Origin of the sequence: Enterobacter sp. PI-10 (genome assembly GCF_027947695.1) — a bacterium.
GTDB classification, from domain to species: domain Bacteria; phylum Pseudomonadota; class Gammaproteobacteria; order Enterobacterales; family Enterobacteriaceae; genus Enterobacter; species Enterobacter vonholyi.
The window spans coordinates 380563-405672 of the sequence record NZ_JAJNOG010000004.1 but is presented as its reverse complement, the minus strand read 5'-3'; the positions used below and the strand labels follow the sequence as shown (position 1 = coordinate 405672).

Annotated in this window: 20 protein-coding genes; 10 read left to right on the top strand and 10 right to left on the bottom strand. The window is 55.8% G+C overall.

Going from position 1 to position 25110, the window contains the following annotated elements:
* Window positions 1–89 precede the first annotated feature (89 nt).
* Entirely contained in the window at window positions 90–752 is a 663-nt protein-coding gene (gene ytfE, locus LRM19_RS12435) for an iron-sulfur cluster repair protein YtfE (RefSeq protein ID WP_143344566.1), read from the bottom strand.
* 245 nt (window positions 753–997) lie between these two features.
* Between ytfE and LRM19_RS12430 the strand changes: the two genes are divergently transcribed.
* Window positions 998–2647 (top strand): methyl-accepting chemotaxis protein, encoded by a 1650-nt coding sequence (locus LRM19_RS12430; RefSeq protein ID WP_271369013.1) that lies wholly within the window; start codon window positions 998–1000, stop codon window positions 2645–2647.
* A gap of 79 nt (window positions 2648–2726) precedes the next feature.
* Here the strand turns inward: LRM19_RS12430 and LRM19_RS12425 are convergent, their stop codons facing one another.
* The 3 genes from LRM19_RS12425 to LRM19_RS12415 form a co-directional block, all read right to left on the bottom strand.
* Window positions 2727–3692: a DMT family transporter gene (locus LRM19_RS12425; RefSeq protein WP_271369011.1), complete on the bottom strand. Its 966-nt coding sequence runs from the start codon at window positions 3690–3692 to the stop codon at window positions 2727–2729.
* Between the two features lie 75 nt (window positions 3693–3767).
* Window positions 3768–4592 carry an AraC family transcriptional regulator gene (locus tag LRM19_RS12420; protein WP_271369010.1) on the bottom strand — a complete coding sequence of 275 codons (825 nt, stop codon included), beginning with the start codon at window positions 4590–4592 and terminating at the stop codon, window positions 3768–3770.
* Window positions 4593–4640: 48 nt separating this feature from the next.
* On the bottom strand, window positions 4641–5684 hold the full coding sequence (locus LRM19_RS12415) for a GlxA family transcriptional regulator (RefSeq protein WP_232057364.1): 1044 nt from the start codon (window positions 5682–5684) through the stop codon (window positions 4641–4643).
* A 254-nt stretch (window positions 5685–5938) separates the two neighbouring features.
* On the opposite strand from LRM19_RS12415, the gene LRM19_RS12410 reads away from it, so the two are divergent.
* Window positions 5939–7756 (top strand): beta-ketoacyl synthase, encoded by a 1818-nt coding sequence (locus LRM19_RS12410; RefSeq protein ID WP_271369009.1) that lies wholly within the window; start codon window positions 5939–5941, stop codon window positions 7754–7756.
* Window positions 7757–7841: 85 nt separating this feature from the next.
* Here LRM19_RS12410 and LRM19_RS12405 read toward each other — a convergent pair whose 3' ends face one another.
* Complete coding sequence (locus LRM19_RS12405; RefSeq protein ID WP_136195709.1) at window positions 7842–8690, bottom strand: SDR family oxidoreductase; 849 nt, start codon at window positions 8688–8690, stop codon at window positions 7842–7844.
* An 84-nt stretch (window positions 8691–8774) separates the two neighbouring features.
* Here LRM19_RS12405 and LRM19_RS12400 point away from each other — a divergent pair, with 84 nt between their 5' ends.
* Window positions 8775–9161 (top strand): winged helix-turn-helix transcriptional regulator, encoded by a 387-nt coding sequence (locus tag LRM19_RS12400; protein WP_023331869.1) that lies wholly within the window; start codon window positions 8775–8777, stop codon window positions 9159–9161.
* A 91-nt stretch (window positions 9162–9252) separates the two neighbouring features.
* Here LRM19_RS12400 and LRM19_RS12395 read toward each other — a convergent pair whose 3' ends face one another.
* Entirely contained in the window at window positions 9253–11196 is a 1944-nt protein-coding gene (locus tag LRM19_RS12395; protein WP_271369008.1) for a bifunctional 2',3'-cyclic-nucleotide 2'-phosphodiesterase/3'-nucleotidase, read from the bottom strand.
* Between the two features lie 190 nt (window positions 11197–11386).
* Here LRM19_RS12395 and cysQ point away from each other — a divergent pair, with 190 nt between their 5' ends.
* The gene (cysQ, locus tag LRM19_RS12390; RefSeq protein ID WP_271369007.1) at window positions 11387–12127 is read left to right on the top strand and encodes a 3'(2'),5'-bisphosphate nucleotidase CysQ; all 741 of its coding nucleotides are present in this window, start codon (window positions 11387–11389) and stop codon (window positions 12125–12127) included.
* Here cysQ and LRM19_RS12385 read toward each other — a convergent pair.
* The gene (locus LRM19_RS12385; protein WP_271369006.1) at window positions 12121–12678 is read right to left on the bottom strand and encodes a YtfJ family protein; all 558 of its coding nucleotides are present in this window, start codon (window positions 12676–12678) and stop codon (window positions 12121–12123) included. The genes cysQ and LRM19_RS12385 overlap by 7 nt on opposite strands.
* Window positions 12679–13001: 323 nt before the next feature.
* Between LRM19_RS12385 and LRM19_RS12380 the strand changes: the two genes are divergently transcribed.
* Entirely contained in the window at window positions 13002–13208 is a 207-nt protein-coding gene (locus LRM19_RS12380) for a DUF1107 domain-containing protein (protein WP_008501430.1), read from the top strand.
* Window positions 13209–13279: 71 nt separating this feature from the next.
* On the opposite strand, the gene LRM19_RS12375 is transcribed toward LRM19_RS12380, so the two are convergent.
* Both LRM19_RS12375 and msrA read right to left on the bottom strand, forming a co-directional pair.
* Window positions 13280–14617, bottom strand: a complete 1338-nt coding sequence (locus LRM19_RS12375) for a hemolysin family protein (RefSeq protein ID WP_023310162.1) — start codon at window positions 14615–14617, stop codon at window positions 13280–13282.
* A 253-nt stretch (window positions 14618–14870) separates the two neighbouring features.
* Window positions 14871–15512 carry a peptide-methionine (S)-S-oxide reductase MsrA gene (msrA, locus tag LRM19_RS12370; RefSeq protein WP_023310171.1) on the bottom strand — a complete coding sequence of 214 codons (642 nt, stop codon included), beginning with the start codon at window positions 15510–15512 and terminating at the stop codon, window positions 14871–14873.
* 223 nt (window positions 15513–15735) lie between these two features.
* On the opposite strand from msrA, the gene tamA reads away from it, so the two are divergent.
* Genes tamA through LRM19_RS12355 form a run of 3 tightly spaced genes read left to right on the top strand, consistent with a single transcriptional unit; the run spans window position 15736 to window position 21589 of the window.
* Window positions 15736–17469: an autotransporter assembly complex protein TamA gene (gene tamA, locus LRM19_RS12365; RefSeq protein ID WP_111965371.1), complete on the top strand. Its 1734-nt coding sequence runs from the start codon at window positions 15736–15738 to the stop codon at window positions 17467–17469.
* Entirely contained in the window at window positions 17466–21242 is a 3777-nt protein-coding gene (tamB, locus tag LRM19_RS12360) for an autotransporter assembly complex protein TamB (RefSeq protein WP_127729378.1), read from the top strand. The genes tamA and tamB overlap by 4 nt, the downstream gene beginning before the upstream one ends.
* Before the next feature lie 2 nt (window positions 21243–21244).
* Window positions 21245–21589 (top strand): gamma-glutamylcyclotransferase family protein, encoded by a 345-nt coding sequence (locus tag LRM19_RS12355; protein ID WP_111965369.1) that lies wholly within the window; start codon window positions 21245–21247, stop codon window positions 21587–21589.
* 157 nt (window positions 21590–21746) lie between these two features.
* On the opposite strand, the gene ppa is transcribed toward LRM19_RS12355, so the two are convergent.
* Complete coding sequence (gene ppa, locus LRM19_RS12350) at window positions 21747–22277, bottom strand: inorganic diphosphatase (RefSeq protein WP_111965368.1); 531 nt, start codon at window positions 22275–22277, stop codon at window positions 21747–21749.
* A 309-nt stretch (window positions 22278–22586) separates the two neighbouring features.
* Here ppa and ytfQ point away from each other — a divergent pair, with 309 nt between their 5' ends.
* Both ytfQ and ytfR read left to right on the top strand, forming a co-directional pair.
* Window positions 22587–23543, top strand: a complete 957-nt coding sequence (ytfQ, locus tag LRM19_RS12345) for a galactofuranose ABC transporter substrate-binding protein YtfQ (RefSeq protein ID WP_014882271.1) — start codon at window positions 22587–22589, stop codon at window positions 23541–23543.
* Window positions 23544–23600: 57 nt separating this feature from the next.
* Window positions 23601–25103, top strand: coding sequence for a galactofuranose ABC transporter, ATP-binding protein YtfR (gene ytfR / locus LRM19_RS12340; RefSeq protein ID WP_271369003.1), 1503 nt, complete (start codon window positions 23601–23603; stop codon window positions 25101–25103).
* The last annotated feature ends 7 nt before the right edge of the window (window positions 25104–25110 follow it).

The following is a 25110-nucleotide window of genomic DNA, read 5'->3' as shown; positions in this document are numbered from 1 at the left end:
AACGGCAACTTCGGTTGCCGTTTTTAGTTTTTGCACCCTCTCCCGTGGCAGAGGGGCGGGGTGGGGGCATCAGGCCGCAGCGGCCTTTTTTATTCCCCCGCTAATGCCCGCGGGAACAGAACGTTGTTCTCGAGACTGATGTGTTCCATCAGGTCGTCAATCATCTCGTTAATGCCGTTGTACATCGCTTTCCACGTTGTGCACGCTTCTGGCGGCGGCGTAACGTTGTGGGTGGTGTGTTTGATCACTTCCAGCAGTTCGCCCGCGTCATCATGCTCGCTTTCCATCACGCTGATGGGCCCCATCGCCTGGCTTCCCATACCCTGTTTAATCATCGGGAAGAGGATCTGCTCTTCCTTCATCATGTGGCTTGAAAGCTCTTCGTGCAGCAGGGTCAGGTACTTTGCCAGACCGCGCGGTACGGAAGGTTTGTCGGCATGGACGCGCTCGACTTTGGTCGCCTGAAGAATCAGTTCCGGCAGTTGCTCACGGTGACGATCATGATAACGCACGATGATATGGTCGATGATTTCCGCGAGCGGGGCGGTTCGCCAGTCTTTATCGACGGGCTGCTCGGCCAGCTGCGCCAGCTCTGCTTCAATAACCTCAACGTCCAGCTCTTTGCGTGAGGCCGCACGCTCCAGTGTTTGCTTACCGCCGCAGCAGTAGTCCATATCGTATTTACGGAACAGCGCAGAAGCGCGAGGAATGGAGAGCGCCAGCTCGCCAAGGGGTTGGTCGCGAAAGGCCATAGCAGTTACCTCGTCATCAATAATATAAAGTGCATGTTAAATGCATCTTTAGGCTAGCGCTATAACCCTTTATAGGGAAGGGGGAAAGTGAGATGTGGATCACAAAAAAAATCCCACTTTTAACTCTCTGAATGGGCTCAGGAAAGTGGTTTCGAAACTTTTTAAAGGTGGAGGAACAGTAAACAACCCGCCGCGCCTGCCGATATATCCACGTCAGACAAACCTGCATATAACAAAGGCAACGCATGTTTAAACGTATAAAAGTCATTACCCTTCTGATTTCGGTGCTGCTTGTGCTCGGCATCATGCAAGTGATTTCCGCTGGTATCTTTATCAACGCCCTGAATAACGATAAAGACAACTTCACCGTGTCGCAGCTCTCCAGCAAGAACGTGGCGGAGTTTACCGATGCGTGGATCAGTCTGAACCAGGCTCGCGTCACCCTGAACCGCGGGATGCTGCGCCTGCAAAGCAGCATGGCCTCACAAATTAACGGCGGTCAGCTGAATGAGCTGGTGACCACGGCGAAAAATCTGCTGACTGAAGCGCAGGTTCATTACGATAAATACTATGCCCTGCCGAACACGCCTGGCCTGGATGAGAACCTGACCAACCAACTCGAAGAGCAGTACCGCATTTACTCTGCAACGCTGACGCAAATGAACGTTCTGCTGAGCCAGGGCAATCTGGAAGATATGTTCAAGCAGAATGCCGAACAGAAACAAAACGCGATGCAGACGGTATATCGTGAATGGCGCGAAGCGCAGGCAATGCTTACCGATAAAGGCATCCAGGACAATGAAAGCGACTACAAGCGCATCCTGTGGATCCTTTCTGCGGTTATGCTGCTGGTGATTGTGGTGATTATCTCCAGCTGGATCGCCATGCGCCGCGTGCTGCTGCTGCCTCTTGAAGAGGTGATTAACCATATTCGCGCTATTGCGGCAGGCGATCTCACCCAGCCGATTCAGGCAGACGGTAATAATGAAATGGCTATCCTTGCGCGCAACGTGCAGGAGATGCAAACCTCGCTGGCAAACACCGTGGGCGTGGTGCGTGAAGGCGCAGATACCATTTACACCGGTGCAGGCGAAATCTCTGCAGGCAGTAACGATCTCTCTTCCCGCACCGAGCAGCAGGCCGCGTCTCTGGAAGAGACGGCAGCCAGCATGGAGCAGCTGACGGCAACCGTGAAGCAGAACGCCGATAACGCGCGTCAGGCTTCCCGTCTGGCGCTGGACGCCTCCTCAACGGCGAAGAAGGGCGGTAACGTGGTTGAAGGCGTGGTGCATACAATGGACGAAATTGCCACCAGCTCCAGCAAAATCGCGCAAATTACTAACGTGATCGACGGCATTGCCTTCCAGACGAATATCCTGGCGTTGAACGCGGCGGTGGAAGCCGCGCGTGCGGGCGAGCAGGGCCGTGGTTTTGCGGTTGTGGCAGGCGAAGTGCGTACTCTTGCCCAGCGTAGCGCCCAGGCGGCGAAAGAGATTAAAGCGCTGATCGACGATTCCGGTGAACGCGTGAACGCGGGCTCTCAACTGGTTAACGAAGCTGGGGAGACGATGGCAGAGATCGTCAATGCGGTCACCCGCGTCACCGACATCATGGGCGAAATTGCTTCGGCCTCTGACGAGCAGAGCCGTGGTATCGACCAGGTGGGCCAGGCGGTAGCCGAGATGGACCGCGTGACCCAGCAGAACGCCTCGCTGGTGGAGGAGTCTGCGGCCGCGGCGGCGGCGCTGGAAGATCAGGCTGCACGCCTGAACGAAGCGGTGGCGGTGTTCAAAATTACCCGCAACCAGGCGGTAAAAGCGGCGCCGGTAAAAACCTATGTGCCAAAAGCGCAGCCTGTCGCGGCGGCGTCTGAAGGGAACTGGGAAACGTTTTAAGGGCTTGCCCGGTGTCGGCTACGCCTTACCGGGTCTACGGTTTTGTAGGCCCTGCAAGCACAGCGCCGCCGGGCAATACTCACATCTCCGATGCCGGAACAACCCTCGGTTTTTCCGGCTTCGCTCTCACCGCCATCACTACCCCCACCACCAACAGCACGATCCCACAGGTCGTGAACAGCGGCGGTACGCTCTGGCGCATCAGAAAGGTATAAAGCAGTCCGGCCAGGGTTTCGAAGACAATCAGCGGCCCTAATATCACCGTCGGCAGCTTCTGGCTGGCAATATTCCAGCACAGCGCGCCCACCCATGAACACAGCACGGCGATCGCAACCATCAGCCCAATAAATACCCACGGTCTTGGCCCGAAGGGCTGGGCGAAGTCCGGCTGCTGATGGCCCAGCCAGAGGCATGCGCCGAGATATCCCACGACGGATACGGGCAACGTGACCAGCGCCTGCGCCGTCGCCCACATCATCGGATGTTTGTCCGGATTCTCCCGCAGCCAGCGCGCGTTGCGCAGGGCATACCATGCCCAGCACGCCACGGAAATGAACGCCAGCACAATGCCAGAACCGTAACGCCACAGGTCAACATCCGCCTGCCCATGACGCAGCTCGGCAATATTGACGCATACCAGCCCCAGGGCGGTGCATATCAGCGCCGGCGCCATTTTAGACCACGCCAGTTTGCCATCGCGCTGGCTGTAGAGCAGGTTAGCAAAGACGGGGATGACGACCGGCAGCGTGCCGATAATCATGGTCGATACTGGCGCACCGGTACGCTGAATGGCGCTCGCCAGGCAAACGTAATAGATAAGATTACCCATCATGGTCAGCGCCAGCGCGGTACCCCAGTCCTGACGGCTGAGCTGACGCAAGCGCGCGCGTCCCAGCCACGCCAGAGGCAGGGCAATCAGCCCCAGCGCCAGATAACGTCCGGTCGACTGCAATATTGCCGGATACTCGGGCACGATCAGCGGGCCGACGAAAATCAGACCCCACATCATCCCGGCCAGCAGGGCATACAACACTCCACTAATCATTTTTCCATCCACAGGTATTTACGCTGTATGCAGTGTAGGAGGGGAAAATACGCGCGTATTGTATGAGATTGCGCATTAGCGCCGGATGACTTGCTTCTGGTAGCGCACGGGTGTAATGCCGTAGCGGCGGGTAAACGCGCGGGTGAGATGCGACTGATCGGTCAGCCCGGTTGCGGCGGCGACCTCTGCGGCGGGCATGCCGTGCGTGAGGAATGCTTTGGCGCGCCAGAGGCGAATGGCCATCAGCATCTGATGTGGCGTCACGTGAAAATGGGCTTTGAACTGGCGCTGAAAATGATACGGGCTGAGTGAAACGACGCTGGCCAGCTCGTCCAGCGTCAGGGGGTGCATGTAGTTGTCGTGCAGGTACTCGCGTACGCGTTCGAAGCGGTGCGCGCCCTCCTGAATCACCGGCGCGTGATGGGCCAGCGGCTGGAAGGTCTCAATCAGATCCAGCAGTAATCCTTTTTGCGCAAGCGGCTCGTCCGTATGCCACAAGCCGTAAATCAGCCTGCCGATTTGGTGTGAGCGCAACGGGTCATGACGCGTTACATCGCTAAACCACCAGTGCCTGAGGCCGGTCACCTCTTCCAGCAGATCGGGTTCGATATAGACCATCCGGTAGCGCCAGCCGCCCTCGGTGGCGGATTCGCCGGTGTGGATCTCGTCCGGGTTCATGGTAACGACGGATTTTTCCGCCGCGAGATGCTGGGTACCGCGATAGCGAAAGCGTTCGGCACCGGTTTCAATCGTGCCGATCCCGAAGGCTTCATGGGTGTGAGGCTCAAAGGCGTAGTCAGAAATGTGCGCGTGGTACAGCTCCAGGCCCGGCAGCTGCGCCAGATGGCGAAAGCGCGCGCTGTCTCTTTCATCATTAAACTGTTCCGGTACGCCTTGCACGTTGAACCTCCTCGTGGTCATCTTTTCATTATCAGAGATGACCGGAGTTTATGCACTAAACATCTTTGCCCGGACGGTCTTACGGTAATCCCCCGGTGAAACCGTTGTTTTATGCTTAAACTGGCGATTAAAGTGCGCAATATCCTGATATCCCACCGCATTGGCGATCTCCTGAATGCACAGATTGGTGGATTGCAGCATTGTCATGGCGGATTCAATTCTGGCGGTTAATAAATACTGCAGGGGAGAAATGTCGGTGGCATTTTTAAAGCGACGGTTGAAGTTGCGCAAACTCATGCCAGCCATATCGGCAAGATTCTGCATGGATATATCCGAGGCGCAGTTGGCTTTTATCCAGGTTTGAATTTGAACAATATCTTCATCCGGGTGGGGTTTGTTTTCTTCACTGTAACACTGGCGATCGAACTGACTACGAATTTCATGGAAAAATGTCCGTTGAGTATGTGTGGCTACACGTTTCCCGTATATCGTTTCGATAAAATGAATCGTCAGATCTGACAGGGCCTTAACGCTGGCGGCACAGTAAATATTATCGGCCTGCGTGAGAAAATGTTTGGTTTGTAATTTTACGCTGGGGTAGTCGCGCGAGAATTGTTTGAAGTAGTGCCAGTGGGTGGTGGCGGGCTTTCCGTTGAGCAATCCCGACTCCGCCAGAAAACAGCAGCCCGTTCCGACGGCAGCGATACGGGTTCCTCGCACAGCCTGCTCGGTCAACCATTTCAGAAGTTCAGGCTTTTGTCTGACCACTGCTCGAGGGTTGCGCCACAGGGCAGGAAGATAGATAACGTCATAGTGCCTGTCTGCGGCAAGCGTGGTATCGGCGGTAATGCTAAAGCCACTTTGCGTCAGGATGGGCTCGTTATTTATGCCAATAGTATGAACTTTCAGTATATTCTCCGGACGACAGAGCCTGAACGCAGATGTCTCCGTTTTGTGCGTGTCTGCGTGGGATGTTGTTTTTTGCTCGGCTAAATAGCTGCTGGCTGCGGCTTTCCACATTTCAATCGGCAGACTGAGACCGGAACTTAGCATGCGTTCACATAACACAAATCCAATTTGTGTATTTGTCATTTTCGATTAATACCTGTTTTGACTATTATTTTTGGTGACTCATCGTTGCCCTGGCCAAAAAAGTCAGCATTTTGGCTGGATTTTCATATTAGCTTTTGTCGGTAATTTGTAAACTAATATCTGAAATTATCGCACTTGCACAAAATAAATCCACGACCACTACAGGATGAATTATGGTGAAATTACCCGTAATAACGGCTTTTGGCGGCTATAGTCCAGCTGGTCGTAGTTCTTTTCATCATGCATTTCGCCGAATGATTATTGATTCATTATCGGAAGAGGAAAGGCAGGAGACGTTATTATCGTTAGCTATTCTGATGGACGTGCTTAAATATGATGAAGGTGGGTATTGTGACATTTCAGGTAAAAGATTTACGCCCGCTCAGGCTGCCGCGCAGATAAAAGACGAGACGCTGGAAGGAACCCTTATCAGAATAATTACGCGCGACTATTTTGATGTCGATGCTATCACCAGCCATGCAAAATTGAATATGGTTTCTGGCGAAGAAGGATTCAGCTTTAATATCTCAGCCAGACAATTACCGCATCCCTTACCGGCGGGATGGCAGGTTGAGGAATTAGCGGATCGGCGCGTGCGTATTACCGTTCAGGGAGAGATGGACTGTAAAATTGAGGCGTTGTTGCGCACGGAGGTTCAGGCTGCAGGTTTGCTGCCGCAGGGATTCCGGCCGGGTGACCATTACAATTCGCAGTTCCATCCGCGGGCGTTACAAATGGCGATTGTCGGGGCATCGGACGCCATCAACGCTCTGGGGATCCCGTGGCGCGAGATACAGGCAGCGATCGCGCCGGATCAGCTCGGGGTCTATTCGGGCAATATCATGGGACAGCTCGACGATTATGGCTTTGGCGGTATGCTCCAGTCGCGCCTGAAAGGCCAGCGCGTCAGCGCCAAACAGTGTCCGCTGGGCCTGAACAGCATGTGCGCTGATTTCCTCAATGCGTATGTGCTGGGTAGCGTTGGCCATACCAGCGCCACGCTGGGGGCGTGCGCCACGTTTCTGTATAACCTCAATGCGGCAGTCGAAGATATAAAAGCGGGACGCATTTGCGTGGCCGTTGTGGGCAGCGCCGAAGCGCCGGTCACCTCCGAAGTGATTGAAGGATTCGACGCCATGGGCGCCCTGGCAACGGAGAGCAAGCTTAAGCATATTGATGAAACGGAAACGCCCGACTGGCGCAGCAGCAGCCGTCCTTTTGGCGACAGCTGTGGTTTTGTGATCGCAGAATCCAGCCAGTATGTCGTGTTAATGGACGACGAGCTGGCGCTGCAGCTTGGGGCAGAGATCCATGGTTCGGTGGGGAATGTCTTTATCAACGCTGACGGCTTTAAGCGTTCTATTGCGTCACCAGGGCCGGGGAACTACATCACCATGGCGAAAGCCGTGGCTTCGGCAGTGTCGATGGTCGGAATGGAAGCGGTGCAAAAGGGATCGTTTATTCAGGCGCACGGTTCAAGCACGCCGAAGAATTGCGTCTCCGAGGCCGATATTTTTGACCGCGTTGCGCAAGCCTTTGCGATCCGCGACTGGCCGGTGACGGCGGTGAAATCGTATCTCGGTCACTCCCTTGGGCCCGCCAGCGGCGACCAGCTCATCAGCTGCCTCGGCGTCTTCCGCTATGGCATTTTACCGGGAATTAAAAGCGTAACCCAGATCGCGCCGCAGGTGAATAACGCACGCTTATCCATTCCTCTTCAGGACTACAAATTAGAGCAAGGCCAGGGGCAAATTGCCTTTATTAATTCAAAAGGCTTTGGCGGTAATAATGCCACGGGGGTGGTTTACTCGCCAAAGCTTACCCATCAATGGTTGCGCAAACGCTACGGGGACGCGGTATTTGCGGATTATCAGCAGCGTAACCGCGAGGTGCAACATCAGGCGAACGCGTACGACGAGTCGGCTTCGCAGGGTGAACTCAACGTCATTTATCTGTTTGGCCAGCAGGGGATAAATGAGGAAGATATTGAGATTGCCAGGGATGGCATCACCATTCCCGGATTTGAAAAACCGATAACGTACGCGACGGAAAAAGAATACCCGGATTTTTAATTGTTATATCTGATTTTATTATTAATATATTTGAGCGGGCCGGGTAAGGGGAATCACCCGGCCGCGGGAGAAAACGGTCAGACCGTTACAGGATGGCTTTAATGCTCTGCGCCAGCGGTGTCGTTGCGCGCCCGATCAGTTTGCTCAGCGTATGGCTGTCGTCAAAGAGTCCGCCTTTGGAGGCCCCGACATCGGAATCCGCCAGCATATCGGCCAGACCGGCAGGCAGGCCGACGCTCTTCAGCGCGGCGGCAAAATCCGCTTCACTGAGATTCTGGTAGCTGACCGGCTTCCCGCTCTGTTTGCTGAGTTCAGCTGCCAGTTCGCTCAGCGTCCAGCCGTGGTCGCCCGCCAGTTCATACACCTTGCCCGCATGGCCCTCTTCAGCAATCACTTTGGCTGCCGCCGCGGCATAGTCTGCGCGGGTGGCAGAGGCAATTTTGCCTTCGCCTGCCGCACCAATAAACACGCCGTGTTCCAGCGCAGGCGGCGCGCTCGCCAGGTAGTTTTCGGTATACCAGCCGTTGCGCAGCAGGGCATAAGGAATCCCGGACGCCGCCAGCGCTTTTTCAGTGGCAACGTGTTCAACGTGCAGGCCGAGCGGTGATGTATCCGCATGCAGCAGGCTGGTGTAGGCGATAAATTTCACCCCAGCCGTTTTGGCGGCGTTAATCACGTTCTGGTGCTGGGTCGCGCGCTGGCCGACTTCGCTGGAAGAGATCAGCAGAAGCTTATCCACGCCGCTCAGCGCGGCGGCGAAGGCGGCTTCATCCGTGTAGTCAGCCTGACGAACCACAATCCCCTGCTGGCTTAAGGCTTGCGCTTTCGCCGGGTTACGTACGATGGCCACAATCTGCTTGGCCGGTACGGTTTTCAGCAGCTGTTCGATAACGAGATGGCCAAGCTGGCCGGTAGCGCCGGTAATCGCGATCATGATGAATCTCCTTCGTGTTTGTCTGATGTTGTGGCACACTAGCACCATAGCTAACTTTTAGTAAGTACGTACAAAAAGGTAAGTATGAAAACAACGATACCGACGCTCAGCGAACAAATGCGCGATGGCAATCTTTTCGCGGAGCAGTGCCCTTCACGAGAGGTGCTCAAACATGTAACCAGCCGCTGGGGGGTACTGATTCTGCTGGCGCTGCGCCAGGGAACGCATCGCTTTAGCGATCTGCGCCGCAAAATGGGCGGGGTGAGCGAAAAGATGCTCTCCCAGTCGCTTCAGGCGCTGGAGCAGGACGGGTTTGTCGATCGCGTATCGTATCCGGTCGTGCCGCCGCACGTAGAGTATAGCCTGACGCCGATGGGTATCGAGGTCAGCGAGAAAGTCGCCGCGCTGGCGGACTGGATTGAGGTGAATACGCCGAAGGTGATGGCGAATCGGGACGATCGCGCAGCGTAAAAGCCGGGTGGCGGCTTCGCCTTACCCGGCCTATCCGTACTCTTTCATCCCGTAGGCCGGGTAAGCGAAGCGCCACCCGGCACAATCGCCGCTACTTGCTTAAATCCATCTGATAAATCGCGAACCCAATATCATCCGTCGCGACCTGTTTCATTGGATACTGCGCCTTCTCCTTGATAAACGTCGCTGCCTTGTCGGACGGCGACGTTTCAAAGCGAATATCCAGTTTCGTATCGCTGTGGATCGGTGCCAGACGCCAGTTGTTATCCACCGCAGGATGAATTTCGCCCGCCTTCTTCGACTCCGCGCTGATCCACGCCGCAAGCACCGAGCGGTTCTCGTCCGGCGAGGCAAAAGCGATATGGCTATCTCCCGTACCGGCAAACTTACCGCCGTAGGCACGGTAGTTATTGGTCGCCACCAGGAAGGTGGCATTCGGGTCGATCGCCTTGCCGTTGAAGGTCAGGTTTTTGATGCGCTCCGCCTGCGGGTTAACCGCCTGGCACTCGCCGTCATATTTCGCCGGCTGGGTGACGTCAATCTGGTAGTTCACGCCGTCAATCACATCGAAGTTATAGGTACGGAAGCCGTCCCAGTTAATCAGCGACTGCGGCTTACTGCTGTGCGGGTCAATCTGGTTAAACTGTCCGGCAGAACACTCCAGCCACTCTTTTACCTCTTTCCCGGTGGCTTTAACCACCACCAGCGTGTTCGGGTAGAGGTAGAGGTCGGCGGCGTTACGGAAGGTCAGCTGGCCCTTTTCGACTTCAACATAGCTGGCCGGGTCATTCTTACGCCCGCCCACTTTGAATGGCGCAGCGGCTGACAGGACCGGCAGTTTTGCCAGATCCGGATCGCCCTGCACAAAGTGTTCGGCATAGGCTTTCTGCGCCATGTTGACAACCTGAACGGTCGGGTCGTCCTGCACCAGCGCGAGGAAGCTGTACATGTTATCGGCGGATTTGCCGATCGGCTTGCTGACGAATTCGCGCGTGGCGTCGTGATCGTGCTTCAGCACGTTGACCAGTTTTTTATCTTCAGCCGCCAGAGATTTTTTCGCTGCAGCGTCGTAGATCGGGCGCGCTTCGGCTTTTGACTGCGTTACCTTCCAGCTGCCACCGTCGTTATTCAGCACCAGATCCACTACGCCAAGATGGTCGCCCCACATACCCGGCATCACCGACGGCACGCCGTTGAGCGTCCCTTTCTCAATGTCAGCCCCTTTGATGCTGACGAAATCTTTACCCGGGAAGACCGCGTGGGCATGGCCGAACAGGATCGCGTCGACGCCAGGGATTTCACTCAGATAGTAAACGGAGTTTTCTGCCATGGCCTGATACGGATCGGCGGAGAGACCCGAGTGGGCGACAACGACCACCAGATCGGCGCCTTTTTTGCGCATTTCCGGCACGTATTTACGCGCGGTTTCGGTGATGTCGTTCACGGTCACTTTGCCGTCGAGGTTAGCCTTATCCCACGTCATGATCTGCGGCGGGACAAAACCGATATAGCCGATTTTCAGCGTCTGTTTTTTGCCGTCCTTGTCGACGACGTTTGTCTCTTTAATCAGATAAGGGGTAAAGAGCGGCTTTTGGGTCTTAACGTCGATGATATTGGCATTAACGTACGGGAATTTCGCACCGGCCAGCGCGTCATGCAGGTATTTCAGACCGTAGTTGAATTCGTGGTTGCCGAGGTTGCCGACGGTATAGTCCAGGGTGTTCATCGCCTTATACACCGGATGAACCTCGCCTTTTTTCAGTCCCCTGGTCGCCATGTAATCCCCGAGCGGACTGCCCTGAATGAGATCGCCATTGTCGACCAGCACGCTGTTTTTCACTTCGCCACGCGCCGCATCGATCAAACTTGCCGTGCGTACCAGTCCGAATTTTTCCGTCGGGGTATCTTTGTAGTAATCGAAGTCCATCATGTTGCTGTGCAGATCGGTCGTTTCCAGAATACGCAGATCTACCGTCGCCGCCTGTACGCTTGCTGCAATCAGCGTCGCCAGAAGCGTTGCACTAAACTTAATCATCAGAGGAGTCCTTTTTTCGATGCAGACCACAAAAGAGTATGTATCTATAACTTGTTGCTTACAGAAATGTGAATCCTGACAGAAAAAAGTAACCTGAAACCGGAATTGCTTCACAGATAGCGGAATTGTTCACATTACGATATAACTAAAACAAAGAGTTAACCTCACAGCGTTAACAAAGAGGTGGAAAATGCTAGAAAAAATTTGTCAGCTCGCACGGGATGCGGGAGATGCCATCATGCAGGTTTATGACGGTATTAAACCTATGGAGGTTGTCAGCAAAGCCGACGATTCTCCGGTCACGGCGGCGGATATTGCCGCGCATAAGGTGATCCTGAGAGGGTTACAGGCCTTAACGCCGGACATCCCCGTCCTGTCAGAAGAAGCGCCGCAAAGCTGGGACGAGCGCCAGCACTGGCAGCGCTACTGGCTGGTCGATCCGCTGGACGGGACAAAAGAGTTCATCAAGCGCAACGGTGAATTCACCGTCAATATCGCCCTGATTGAGAAAGGGAAAGCGGTGCTGGGTGTGGTTTACGCGCCGGTAATGAAGGTGATGTACAGCGCCGCAGAAGGGAAGGCGTGGAAGGAAGAGTGCGGCGTGCGCAAGCAGATCCAGGTGCGCGATGCGCGTCCGCCGCTGGTGGTGATTAGCCGCTCGCACAGCGACAGCGAACTGCAGGAGTACCTGCAGCAGCTGGGTGAACACCAGACCACCTCGATCGGCTCGTCGCTGAAATTCTGCCTGGTGGCGGAAGGCCATGCGCAGCTGTACCCTCGCTTTGGGCCCACCAATATCTGGGATACCGCCGCCGGGCATGCCGTTGCTGCGGCCGCCGGGGCGCATGTTCATGACTGGCAGGGCAAACCGCTGGACTACACCCCGCGCGAATCCTTCCTTAACCCCGGCTTCCGCGTCTCTATTTATTGAGCCAACAGCTTATGCAGCAGGTCGACAACCTGCTGCACCTCTTCCTGGGTCAGCGCCCCGTCTTTCACCCACTGCACGCGACCTTCCTTATCCAGCACAATAATCGCTGAGCTTTCTTCCTCCAGCTGCCAGGCCTTGCGGGTTACGCCGTTGCTGTCGACGATAAACTGCGACCACGGGTAGAGCTTTTTATTGCTCTCAAGGCTTGAGCGCACAAACATCCCGGAGCCCGGAATGGCGTCATCGGTATTAACAATAGTGGTCGTCTGGTAGCGGTCGTGCGGGAATTTCGCGGCCTTGATTGCTTCCACCAGGTTGGCATTTTTCTCTTTTGCGGATGTACGACCGGCAATATGTTGTACAACTCTCACTTTGCCCGCGAGCTGCGCGCTATTCCAGGGTTTGTAGCTAAACTTATCATTGTCGAGAATCAATTCTCCCCGGTCAGCAATGCCGACTGGCGGTACACGTTGTCCTTTTTCAATGTTGTGAGCACAAGCCCACAGAGGCAGCAGCAGGCAGGCTGCTGCAAGGATATTACGTAGGGTCATGGCGTTTCCTTATTGTTTGCAGGTGATCCGACCACTTGGTCTTACGCTTTAATCATAAGTGCGATCAATGTGGTTTTCCCGCAATCCCGATGCCAGTTTGCGGGTGAACGCACATATCCATGAAAAAACGACGGCTTATACTGCGCCCGGTCACGCTTTGCAAAGATTATTCTGAATAATTGTAATCAAACGGTAAATAAACTTATGCACACTGGGTAACACCGTAGTTCTGGTCTATAGTCATTGGGCATTAAAATTTGCGCTCAGGACAGTCGGGCCGATTGTGGCACCGCAAGAGCGTATGATTCGCAGGAGATACAAGAATGAAAATTTTCCAACGCTACAACCCGCTTCAGGTGGCGAAGTACGTGAAGATCCTGTTCCGTGGACGGTTGTATATCAAGGATGTTGGCGCTTTTGAGTTTGATAAGGGCAAGATCCTTGTCCCAAAAGTGAAGGACAAACAGCACCTGTCTGTGATGTCCGAAGTCAACCGTCAGGTTATGCGTCTGCAAACTGAGATGGCTTAACCAACGTGCTATGCAGTAGTTAAAAAAACGGCTCCCAATGGGAGCCGTTGATGTTTGTGGAGGCTGGAACCTTACGCCGATACCTTCTCTTCCGCATCCGGCAGCTTCGGAACCAGTACGGTCGGTTTGTTGTCGATGCGCGTCACCAGCAGCTGGTCGATGCGGTAGTTATCAATATCCACCACCTCAAACTTGTAGCCGGAGAACTTCACCGAGTCGGTACGTTTCGGGATTTTACGCAGCATAAACATCATAAAGCCGCCGATGGTCTCGTAGTTGCCGGACTGCGGGAACTCGTCGATATCCAGCACGCGCATTACGTCTTCAATCGGCGTGCCGCCATCAATCAGCCATGAATTATCGTCACGCTGAACAATCTGCTCTTCCAGCCCCTGGCCAACCAGGTCGCCCATCAGCGTGGTCATGACGTCGTTGAGGGTGATAATACCCACCACCAGGGCGTATTCGTTCATGATAACCGCGAAGTCTTCCCCGGCGGTTTTGAAACTTTCCAGCGCTTCTGAGAGCGTCAGAGTGTCCGGCACAATCAGGGTGTTGCGGATCTGCACGCCGCTGTTGAGCGCCAGGCTCTGGTTTGCCAGTACGCGGTTCAGCAGGTCTTTGGAGTCGACGTAACCGATGATGTGGTCGATATCTTCATTACAGACAAGGAACTTAGAGTGTGGATGCTGCGCCACTTTGTTCTTCAGGCTCTGCTCATCTTCATGTAAATCGAACCAGATAATGCTTTCACGGCCCGTCATGGAAGACGGTACGGTACGGGATTCCAGTTCGAACACGTTCTCAATCAGCTCGTGTTCCTGCTTGCGCAGCACCCCGGCCAGCGCGCCGGCTTCCACGACCGCATAGATGTCGTCAGACGTGATGTCGTCTTTACGCACCATAGGCAGCTTAAAGATGCGGAAAATCACGTTCGCCAGACCGTTGAAGAACCACACCAGTGGACGAAACACGTACAGACAGAAGCGCATCGGGTTGATGATACGCAAAGCCACAGCTTCTGGCGCAATCATACCGATGCGTTTCGGGGTCAGGTCTGCAAAGAGGATGAACAGGCCGGTTACCAGCGAGAAGGAGAGGATAAAGCTGAGCTGTTCGGCCAGTTCAACGGACATGTACTTAACAAACAGGCTGTAAAACGCCGGAGAAAACGCCGCATCACCTACGATACCGCCGAGTATGGCCACCGCGTTGAGGCCAATCTGCACCACGGTGAAGAACATGCCGGGGTTTTCCTGCATTTTCAGGATGCGGGTGGCATTGATGTTGCCTTCATCGGCAAGCAGCTTCAGTTTGATTTTACGGGACGCGGCCAGCGAGATCTCAGATATCGAGAAAAATGCGCTGACGGCAATCAGACAAAGTATTACTAAAATACTGTTTAACATAGTTTATCCGGCTTCTCGCCAGATCCTCGGAAGGGAAGTTGATACCATTTGTGTGAAAACACATTGAACGTCAGCTCGTAGCGTTGAGCCGATTATTTCAGCGGGTAGTATAGCGTAAAGAGATGTAAATCTGCCAGAGGTCACATTTTGACGAAGATAGCCGGAGGGGGCGGCCACGCGTGGTGGCTATGTTATGAGACAACGCTGTCGCTGCCGTGTGCGCCACGCTGCTCGCGTGGCGCTGGATCGGAAATCAGGCCAGCTGTGGCGGCAGGCAGACGCCGATGCCCCCGATACCGCAGTAGCCGTACGGGTTTTTATGCAGATACTGCTGGTGATCGTCTTCCGCATAATAGAATGGTTTCGCGGTTGTGATTTCCGTCGTCACCTCGCGCGTGTCGCCCGCTTCACGCATGGCCTGCTGGAAACGCTCAAGGCTGGCGCGCGCGGCGGCATCCTGCTCCGGCGTGAGCGGATAAATGGCCGAGCGATACTGTGTGCCGTGGTCGTTGCCCTGACGCATGCCCTGCGCCGGGTCGTGGTTCTCCCAGAAGACCTGCAGCAGCTGCTCGTAGCTGATTACCGCAGGGTCATAGACCACGCGCACCGCTTCCGCATGCCCGGTTTCGCCGGAGCAGACTTCGCGATAGGTAGGATTCGGCGTGTAACCGCCCGTGTAGCCAGCCGCCGTGCTGTAAACGCCGGGGAGCTGCCAGAAGAGGCGCTCAACGCCCCAGAAACAGCCCATGGCGAACAGGGCGATTTCCATTCCCTCCGGCACGTTGGTCATGGAGTGGTTATTGACGGCGTGTAAGGTCGCCACAGGCATAGGGGTGTTGCGTCCCGGTAATGCATCAGCTTGTGAAACCAGATGCTTTTTGTCGAATAAACTCACGATGGGGCCTCCCGGGGTGCGATGTTTCAGTTAAGGTTGTCACGAAGCGTTTAATTGAACACAATAAATGCGCTGAATCAGTCTAGATTTAATCATAAGAAATATTTGGGTGTTACACCCATTTTCAACCCGCGATTCGGGTTTTTGGCCACAGGCCGTATTTTGCCGCGGAGCGGCACTTCATTTGCTTCCAGGGTGGAAACAGGGATATTCAGGAGAAAACGTGACAAAAATCCGCCAGTTATGTTTAGTCAGTGTGTTGCTGACAAGCGGGATTGCCAGCGCGGCGAATGTCCGTTTGCAGGTTGAGGGGTTATCCGGGGCGCTACAAAAAAACGTGCGTGCGCAGTTGTCGACCATCCAGAGTGATGAGGTGACGCCGGACCGGCGTTTTCGCGCGCGCGTAGATGATGCGATCCGTGAAGGGCTGAAAGCGCTGGGGTATTACGAACCCACCATTGATTTTGACCTCCGTCCGCCGCCAAAGAAGGGGCGCCAGGTTCTTATTGCCCGCGTTTCGCCGGGGGAGCCGGTACTGATTGGCGGTACGAACGTCATCCTGCGCGGCGGGGCGCGTACCGACCGGGATTATCTGGACCTGCTCAGCACGCGGCCGAAAATCGGTACCGTGCTTAACCACGGTGACTACGACCATTTCAAAAAAGAGCTGACGAATGTTTCCCTGCGTAAGGGCTACTTCGACAGCCAGTTCAATAAAAGCCAGCTGGGCATTGCGCTGGAGAGACGTCAGGCCTTCTGGGATATCGACTACGACAGTGGAGAGCGCTACCGCTTTGGCGACGTGACGTTTGAAGGTTCGCAAATTCGCGAAGAGTACCTGCAAAATCTCGTGCCGTTCAAAAAAGGGGATTACTACCAGTCGAGCGATCTCGGAGAGCTGAACCGACGCCTCTCCGCTACCGGCTGGTTTAACTCCGTAGTTGTCGCACCGGAATTTGAGAAGTCTCGCAAAACCAAGGTGTTGCCGCTGCATGGCGTTGTCTCGCCGCGCACCGAGAACACCATTGAGACCGGTGTTGGCTACTCGACGGATGTCGGACCACGCGTGAAAACCTCGTGGAAAAAACCGTGGATGAACTCGTACGGTCACAGCCTGACCACCAGCCTGAGCCTCTCTGCGCCCGAGCAGCAGCTGGATTTCAGCTACAAAATGCCGCTGCTGAAAAATCCGCTTGAGCAATATTACCTTCTGCAGGGCGGTTTTAAGCGCACCGATTTAAACGACACCAAGCAGGACTCCACGACGCTTGCGGTCTCCCGCTTCTGGGATCTCTCCAGCGGCTGGCAGCGCGCCATTAACCTGCGCTGGAGCCTGGACCACTTTACCCAGGCCAACGTCACCAATACCACCATGCTGCTTTATCCGGGCGTGATGATCAGCCGCACCCGCTCGCGTGGGGGCCTGATGCCGACCTGGGGCGACTCACAGCGCTACTCGATCGATTATTCCAACTCCGCCTGGGGCTCCGACGTGGACTTCTCCGTCCTGCAGGCGCAAAACGTCTGGATCCGCACGCTGTATGACAAACACCGCTTTGTGATGCGCGGCAATCTCGGCTGGATTGAAACCGGAGACTTCGAGCGCGTTCCGCCGGATCTGCGCTTCTTCGCCGGGGGCGACCGCAGCATTCGTGGGTATAAGTACAAATCGATCTCACCTGAGAACGAAAAGGGCCAGCTGACCGGTGCGTCAAAACTGGCGACGGGATCGCTGGAGTATCAGTACAACGTCAGCGGAAAGTGGTGGGGCGCCATGTTTGTTGATGGCGGTGAAGCGGTGAACGATATCCGCCGCAGCGACTTTAAAACCGGCGCGGGCGTGGGCGTACGCTGGCAGTCGCCAGTCGGACCCATCAAGCTCGACTTCGCCGTGCCTGTCGGCGACAAAGATGAACACGGATTACAGTTTTACATCGGTCTGGGGCCTGAATTATGAGTTTATGGAAGAAAATAAGCCTCGGGGTGCTGATTTTTATCGTGCTGCTGCTCGGTACGGTGGCGTTTCTGGTTGGAACGACGACCGGGCTGCATCTGCTGTTTAACGCCGCGAACCGCTGGGTGCCGGGGCTGGAGATTGGTCAGGTGACGGGCGGCTGGCGCGATCTGCGTCTGAAGAACATCCGCTACGAGCAGCCGGGCGTGGCGGTGAACGCTGGGGAGTTCCATCTCGCGGTGAAGCTGGGCTGTCTGCGTGACAGCAAGCTCTGCGTCAACGATCTGTCGCTTAAAGACGTCAACGTGGCGATAGATTCGAAAAAAATGCCGAAGTCTGCGCCGGTCGAGGAAGAGGACAGCGGCCCGCTGAATCTCTCCACGCCGTACCCGATCGCGCTCTATCGGGTGGCGCTCGATAACGTCAATATCAAAATCGACGACACCACCGTGTCCGTGATGGATTTCACCTCCGGCCTGCGCTGGCAGGAGAAAAACCTCACCCTGACGCCCACGTCGTTGCAGGGCTTGCTGATCGCGCTGCCGAAAGTGGCCGACGTGGCGCAGGAAGAGATCGTCGAGCCGAAGATCCAGAACCCGCAGCCGGAAGAGAAGCCGCTGGGCGAAACGCTGAAAGATCTCTTCTCGAAGCCTGTCCTGCCGGAAATGACCGACGTTCACCTGCCGCTGAACCTCAATATTGAAGAGTTCAAAGGCGAACAGCTGCGTCTGACGGGCGATACCGATCTGACGGTCTACAATATGCTGCTGAAAGTCAGCAGCATTGACGGCAACATGAAGCTCGACGCGCTGGATATCGACACCAACCAGGGCTCGGTGAATGCGTCAGGCAATGCCCTGCTGCGCGATAACTGGCCGGTGGACATCACGCTTAACAGTGCCCTCAACATCGATCCGCTGAAAGGCGAAAAGGTGAAGGTCAAGGTGGGCGGGGCGCTGCGCGATAAGCTCGATGTTGGCGTGAATCTCTCCGGCCCGGTGGACATGGTCCTGCGCGCGCAAACCCAGCTGGCGGAAGCCGGGCTGCCGCTCAATCTTGAGGTGGTCAGCAAGCAGCTTTCCTGGCCATTCACCGGCGAAAAGCAGTTCCAGGCCGATGACCTGAAGCTGAAGCTGAGCGGCAAGATGACCGACTACATGCTCTCGTTCCGCACCGCGGTGAAGGGACAGGGCGTTCCGCCCGCGAACATTACGCTGGATGCGAAGGGCAACGAACAGCAGGTCAACCTCGACAAGCTGACCGTCGCGGCGCTTGAAGGCAAAACCGAGCTGACCGCGCTGCTCGACTGGCAGCAGGCGATCAGCTGGCGCGGAGAGCTGAAGCTGACGGGCATTAACACCGCCAAAGAGGTGCCGGACTGGCCGTCGAAGCTGGATGGCCTGATTAAAACCCGCGGCAGCCTGTACGGCGGTACGTGGCAGATGGACGTGCCGGAAATTAAGCTCACCGGGAACGTGAAGCAGAACAAGGTTAACGTTGAAGGCTCGGTGAAAGGCAACAGCTATCTGCAGTGGGTTATCCCGGGGCTGCACGTGGCGCTGGGCCGCAACACGGCGGATATCAAAGGCGAGCTGGGGGTGAAAGATCTCAATCTGGATGCCACCATCGACGCGCCGAATCTGGATAACGCCCTGCCGGGGCTTGGCGGCACGGCGAAAGGACTCGTGAAGGTGCGCGGCACGGTAGACGCGCCGCAGCTGCTGGCGGACATTACCGCCAATAACCTGCGCTGGCAGGAGCTGAGCGTTGCCCGAGTACGTGTGGAAGGGGATGTGAAATCCACCGATCAGATCGGCGGTAACCTCAACCTGCGCGTGGAGCGCATTTCTCAGCCGGACGTGAACATTAGCCTGGTCACCCTGGATGCCAAAGGGAACGAGAAGCAGCACGATCTCCAGCTGCGCGTGCAGGGCGAGCCGGTCTCCGGCCAGCTTCACCTCACCGGCAGCTTTGACCGCAAAGAGGAGCGCTGGAAAGGTACGCTGGATAACACCCGTTTCAATACGCCGGTCGGGCCGCTTGCGCTCTCGCGCTCCATCGCCCTGGACTACCGCAACGCCGAGCAGAAGATCAGCATTGGGCCACACTGCTGGACCAATCCGAATGCGGAGCTGTGCGTGCCGCAGACCATCGATGCGGGCGCGGAAGGGCGGGCGCAGATCAACCTCAACCGCTTCGATCTGGCGATGCTAAAGCCGTTTATGCCGGATACAACACAGGCGAGCGGCGTCTTCAGCGGAAAAGCCGATGTCGCCTGGGATACCACCAAAGAGGGGCTGCCGCAGGGCAGCGTCACGCTGTCCGGGCGTAACGTTAAGGTGACGCAGGAGGTCAACAACGCGCCCCTTCCGGTGGCGTTCGATACTCTGAACCTGAGTGCCGATCTGCATAACAATCGCGCACAGCTGGGGTGGACAATCCGCCTGACCAACAACGGCCAGTTGGATGGGCAGGTCCAGATTACCGATCCGCAGGGACGGCGTAATCTGGGCGGTAACGTCAACATCCGTAACTTCAACCTGGCGATGGTGAACCCGATTTTCGCCCGCGGGGAAAAAGCCGAGGGCATGCTGAACGCTAACCTGCGCCTGGCCGGCAACGCGCAAAGTCCGCAGCTGTTCGGTCAGATGCGGCTTAGCGGCGTGGATATTGACGGCAACTTTATGCCGTTTGACATGCAGCCCAGCCAGATCGCGATGAACTTCAACGGCATGAGCTCGACGCTGAGCGGCTCGGTACTGACGCAGCAAGGGCAAATCAACCTGAGCGGCGACGCGGACTGGAGCCAGCTCGATAACTGGCGCGCGCGTATTGCCGCGAAAGGCAGCAAGGTGCGCATCACCGTACCGCCGATGGTACGCCTGGACGTCTCGCCTGATGTGGTCTTTGAAGCCACGCCAAGCCTCTTCACGCTTGACGGACGCGTCGACGTGCCGTGGGCGCGCATCGTGGTTCACGACGTGCCGGAAAGCGCGGTCGGCGTCTCAAGTGATGAAGTTATGCTCAATGAAAATCTGAAACCTGTCGAACAGAAGAGCGCGGGCATACCGATTAATAGTAATCTTATCGTGCACGTGGGGAATAACGTGCGGTTGAATGCGTTTGGGCTGAAGGCGAGGCTCACGGGCGACCTGAAGGTGGCGCAGGATAAACAAGGGCTTGGCCTGAACGGGCAAATTAATATTCCTGAAGGGCGTTTCCATGCGTATGGTCAGGATCTGATCGTCCGTAAAGGCGAGCTGCTCTTCTCCGGTCCACCGGATCAGCCTCTGTTGAACATCGAAGCGATTCGTAACCCTGAAGCGACGGAAAACGACGTTATTGCTGGCGTACGCGTTACCGGTTCCGCCGACGAACCGAAGGCGGAGATCTTCTCTGACCCGGCGATGTCGCAGCAGGAAGCCCTCTCTTATCTGCTGCGTGGACAAGGTCTGGACAGCGGTCAGAGCGACAGCGCGGCGATGACCTCGATGTTAGTGGGTCTGGGGGTTGCACAAAGTGGGCAGGTTGTGGGTAAAATCGGCGAGACGTTCGGCGTAAGCAATCTGGCGCTGGACACCCAGGGCGTGGGTGACTCCTCGCAGGTGGTGGTCAGCGGCTATGTACTGCCGGGTCTGCAGGTAAAATATGGTGTGGGGATCTTTGACTCACTGGCAACACTCACGTTACGCTATCGCCTGATGCCTAAGCTATATCTGGAAGCAGTGTCCGGCGTAGACCAGGCACTTGATCTGCTCTATCAGTTTGAGTTTTAGCAATGCGAATATTTGTCTACGGCAGTTTACGAACCAGGCAAGGCAACAGTCACTGGATGACCAATGCCCAGCTACTGGGGAATTACGATATCGAGAACTACCAGTTGTACAGCCTGGGCCACTATCCAGGCGCGGTTCCGGGCGAAGGAACAGTACAGGGTGAAGTTTATCGTATTGATAACGCGACGCTTGCCGAACTTGATGCCTTGCGCACCAGGGGCGGTGAATACGCACGCCAGTTGATCCAGACGCCGTACGGAAGCGCGTGGATGTATGTCTACCAGCGTCCGGTCGAAGGGTTAACGCGGATTGTAAGCGGTAACTGGTTAGACAGAGACCAGTACTGAAAAAAAACAGCGCCACCGTGAGGTGGCGTTGTTTTTTTGCGTCTCTTGCCGGGTGGCGCTGCGCTTACCCGGCCTACATGTCCACTGTAGGCCCAGCTGCGCGCCCGCCACAAAAAAAGCCCCGACGTGCGGGGCTTTCATCAATCGGCAGTAAGAATTACTTCTTAGCAGCGCGTTCGAAAGAGGAGATGATTTCCGCTTTCGCTGCTTCTGCGTTGTCCCAGCCGTCAACTTTAACCCACTTGCCTTTTTCGAGGTCTTTGTAGTGCTCGAAGAAGTGAGTGATCTGCGCTTTCAGCAGCTCTGGCAGGTCGTTCACATCTTTGATGTGATCGTACTCTTTGCTCAGCTTGGTGTGCGGTACCGCAACCAGCTTCGCATCTTCACCGGATTCGTCGGTCATTTTCAGCACGCCAACTGGACGGCAGCGAATGACGGAGCCTGGCTCCAGTGGGTATGGCGTTGGGACCAGCACGTCAACCGGGTCACCGTCCAGAGACAGGGTATGGTTGATGTAACCGTAGTTGCACGGATAGAACATCGCGGTAGACATGAAACGGTCTACGAACAGGGCGCCGCTCTCTTTGTCCACTTCGTATTTGATCGGATCTGCGTTAGCCGGGATTTCGATAACTACGTAGATATCTTCTGGCAGTTCTTTACCCGCTGGGACGTTGAGTAAGCTCATGTCGGTGTCCTTTAAAATGGATGGTAAACAAGTGGCAGGTATTATAGCCAACTCGCGCTGAATGTCTCCGCCTGTTTTCGCCTTCTCTCAGCGTTCTTCCCACTTTTCAGACCGATTCCATGACAGAAAAATCCATAAACTCAGCCGCATTTTTCATGGAGAAATGAAAGCGATTACAAACTTGTGATTAACGTTTTATTCACTTTTCTGAAGTGTGATGTAACGCAATTCGTTACATATTTCATGGGCTATAGTCATTCCGCAGAACATCTTTTAACCAACAATAACTCACCCTACGAGGACGTTCATATGTGGAAGCGCTTACTCCTGGTCACAGCAGTTTCGGCAGCCATGTCGTCTATGGCGATGGCCGCTCCCTTAACCGTAGGTTTTTCGCAGGTCGGCTCTGAATCTGGCTGGCGAGCGGCAGAAACCAACGTGGCGAAAAGCGAAGCTCAGAAACGCGGCATTACCCTGAAAATCGCCGATGGTCAGCAAAAACAAGAGAATCAGATCAAAGCCGTGCGCTCCTTTATCGCCCAGGGCGTGGATGCCATCTTTATTGCACCCGTCGTGGCAACCGGCTGGGAACCCGTCCTGAAGGAAGCGAAAGACGCTGAGATCCCGGTCTTCCTGCTCGACCGTTCCATCGACGTCAAAGACAAATCCCTTTATATGACAACCGTCACCGCCAACAACGTGCTTGAAGGACAGTTGATTGGCGACTGGCTGGTGAAACAGGTCGACGGCAAGCCGTGTAACGTCGTTGAGCTGCAGGGCACCGTCGGCGCGAGCGTGGCCATCGACCGTAAAAAAGGCTTTGCTGAAGCCATCGCGAAAGCGCCAAACATCAAGATCATCCGCTCTCAGTCCGGCGACTTTACCCGTAGTAAAGGTAAAGAGGTCATGGAGAGCTTCATTAAGGCTGAAAACAACGGCAAGAATATCTGCATGGTTTACGCCCACAACGATGACATGGTAATCGGCGCGATTCAGGCAATTAAAGAAGCGGGCCTGAAGCCGGGCAAAGATATCCTCACCGGCTCTATCGACGGCGTGCCGGATATCTACAAAGCGATGATTGACGGCGAAGCCAACGCCAGCGTGGAGCTGACGCCAAACATGGCGGGCCCGGCATTCGACGCGCTGGAGAAATTCAAGAAAGACGGCACGATGCCGGAGAAAGTGACGGTTACCAAATCCACGCTCTACCTGCCTGACACGGCGAAAGAAGAGTTAGAGAAGAAGAAAAATATGGGCTACTAAGCCTGTCTGAACATGCCGGGTGGCGCTGCGCCATCCGGCTTGATGCAGGGGGAAACCATGACCACTGAACAACACCAGGAAATCCTCCGCACAGAGGGCTTGAGCAAATTCTTCCCCGGCGTAAAAGCGCTGGATAACGTTGATTTTAGCCTGCGGCGTGGGGAGATCATGGCGCTGCTGGGCGAGAACGGCGCGGGAAAATCGACGCTGATTAAATCCCTGACCGGCGTTTATCACGCCGACCGCGGCACCATCTGGCTGGAAGGCAACGCCATTTCGCCAAAGAATACCGCCCATGCCCAACAGCTGGGGATCGGGACGGTGTACCAGGAAGTGAACCTGCTGCCGAATATGTCGGTGGCGGATAATCTGTTTATTGGCCGTGAGCCGCGACGCTTTGGCCTGCTGCGCCGCAAAGAGATGGAGGCGCGGGCGACAAAGCTGATGGAATCCTACGGCTTCTCCCTCGACGTCCGCGAGCCGCTGAACCGCTTTTCCGTGGCGATGCAGCAGATCGTCGCCATTTGCCGTGCGATCGATCTCTCCGCGAAGGTACTCATCCTGGACGAACCCACCGCCAGCCTCGATACCCAGGAAGTGGAGATGCTCTTTACCCTGATGCGCCAGCTGCGCGATCAGGGCGTAAGCCTGATCTTCGTTACCCACTTCCTCGATCAGGTATATGAGGTGAGCGATCGCATTACGGTGCTGCGCAACGGCAGCTTTGTTGGCTGCCGCGAAACCTGCGAGCTGCCGCAAATCGAGCTGGTAAAAATGATGCTTGGCCGCGAGCTGGAGACCAACGCCCTCCAGCGCGCAGGGCGCACGCTGCTGAGCGAGAAGCCGGTCGCCGCGTTCAGCGATTACGGCAAAAAAGGAGTGATCTCACCGTTTAACCTTGAGGTGCGGCCAGGCGAAATTGTCGGCCTGGCGGGCCTGCTGGGCTCCGGCCGGACCGAGACCGCCGAGGTGATCTTCGGGATCAAGCCCGCGGACAGCGGCTGCGCGCTGATCAAGGGCAAACCGCAAACCCTGCGATCGCCGCATCAGGCCTCCTGTCTGGGCGTCGGCTTCTGCCCGGAAGATCGGAAAACGGACGGTATCATTGCCGCGGCCTCGGTGCGGGAGAATATCATTCTGGCGCTGCAGGCCCAGCGCGGCTGGCTGCGCCCGATCCCCCGTAAAGAGCAAAACGCCATAGCCGAGCGCTTTATCCGCCAGCTCGGCATCCGCACCCCGAGCGCGGAACAGCCGATCGAGTTCCTCTCCGGCGGCAACCAGCAGAAGGTGCTGCTGTCGCGCTGGCTGCTGACCAAACCGCAGTTCCTGATCCTCGACGAACCGACCCGCGGCATTGACGTGGGGGCGCACGCCGAAATTATCCGGCTTATCGAAACCCTGTGTGCAGACGGTCTGGCCCTGCTCGTCATTTCGTCCGAGCTGGAGGAGCTGGTAGGTTATGCCGATCGCGTCATTATCATGCGCGATCGCAAGCAGGTGGCAGAGATCCCGCTGGATAAGCTGTCCGTTCCGGCGATCATGAATGCCATTGCGGCATAAGGAGTGA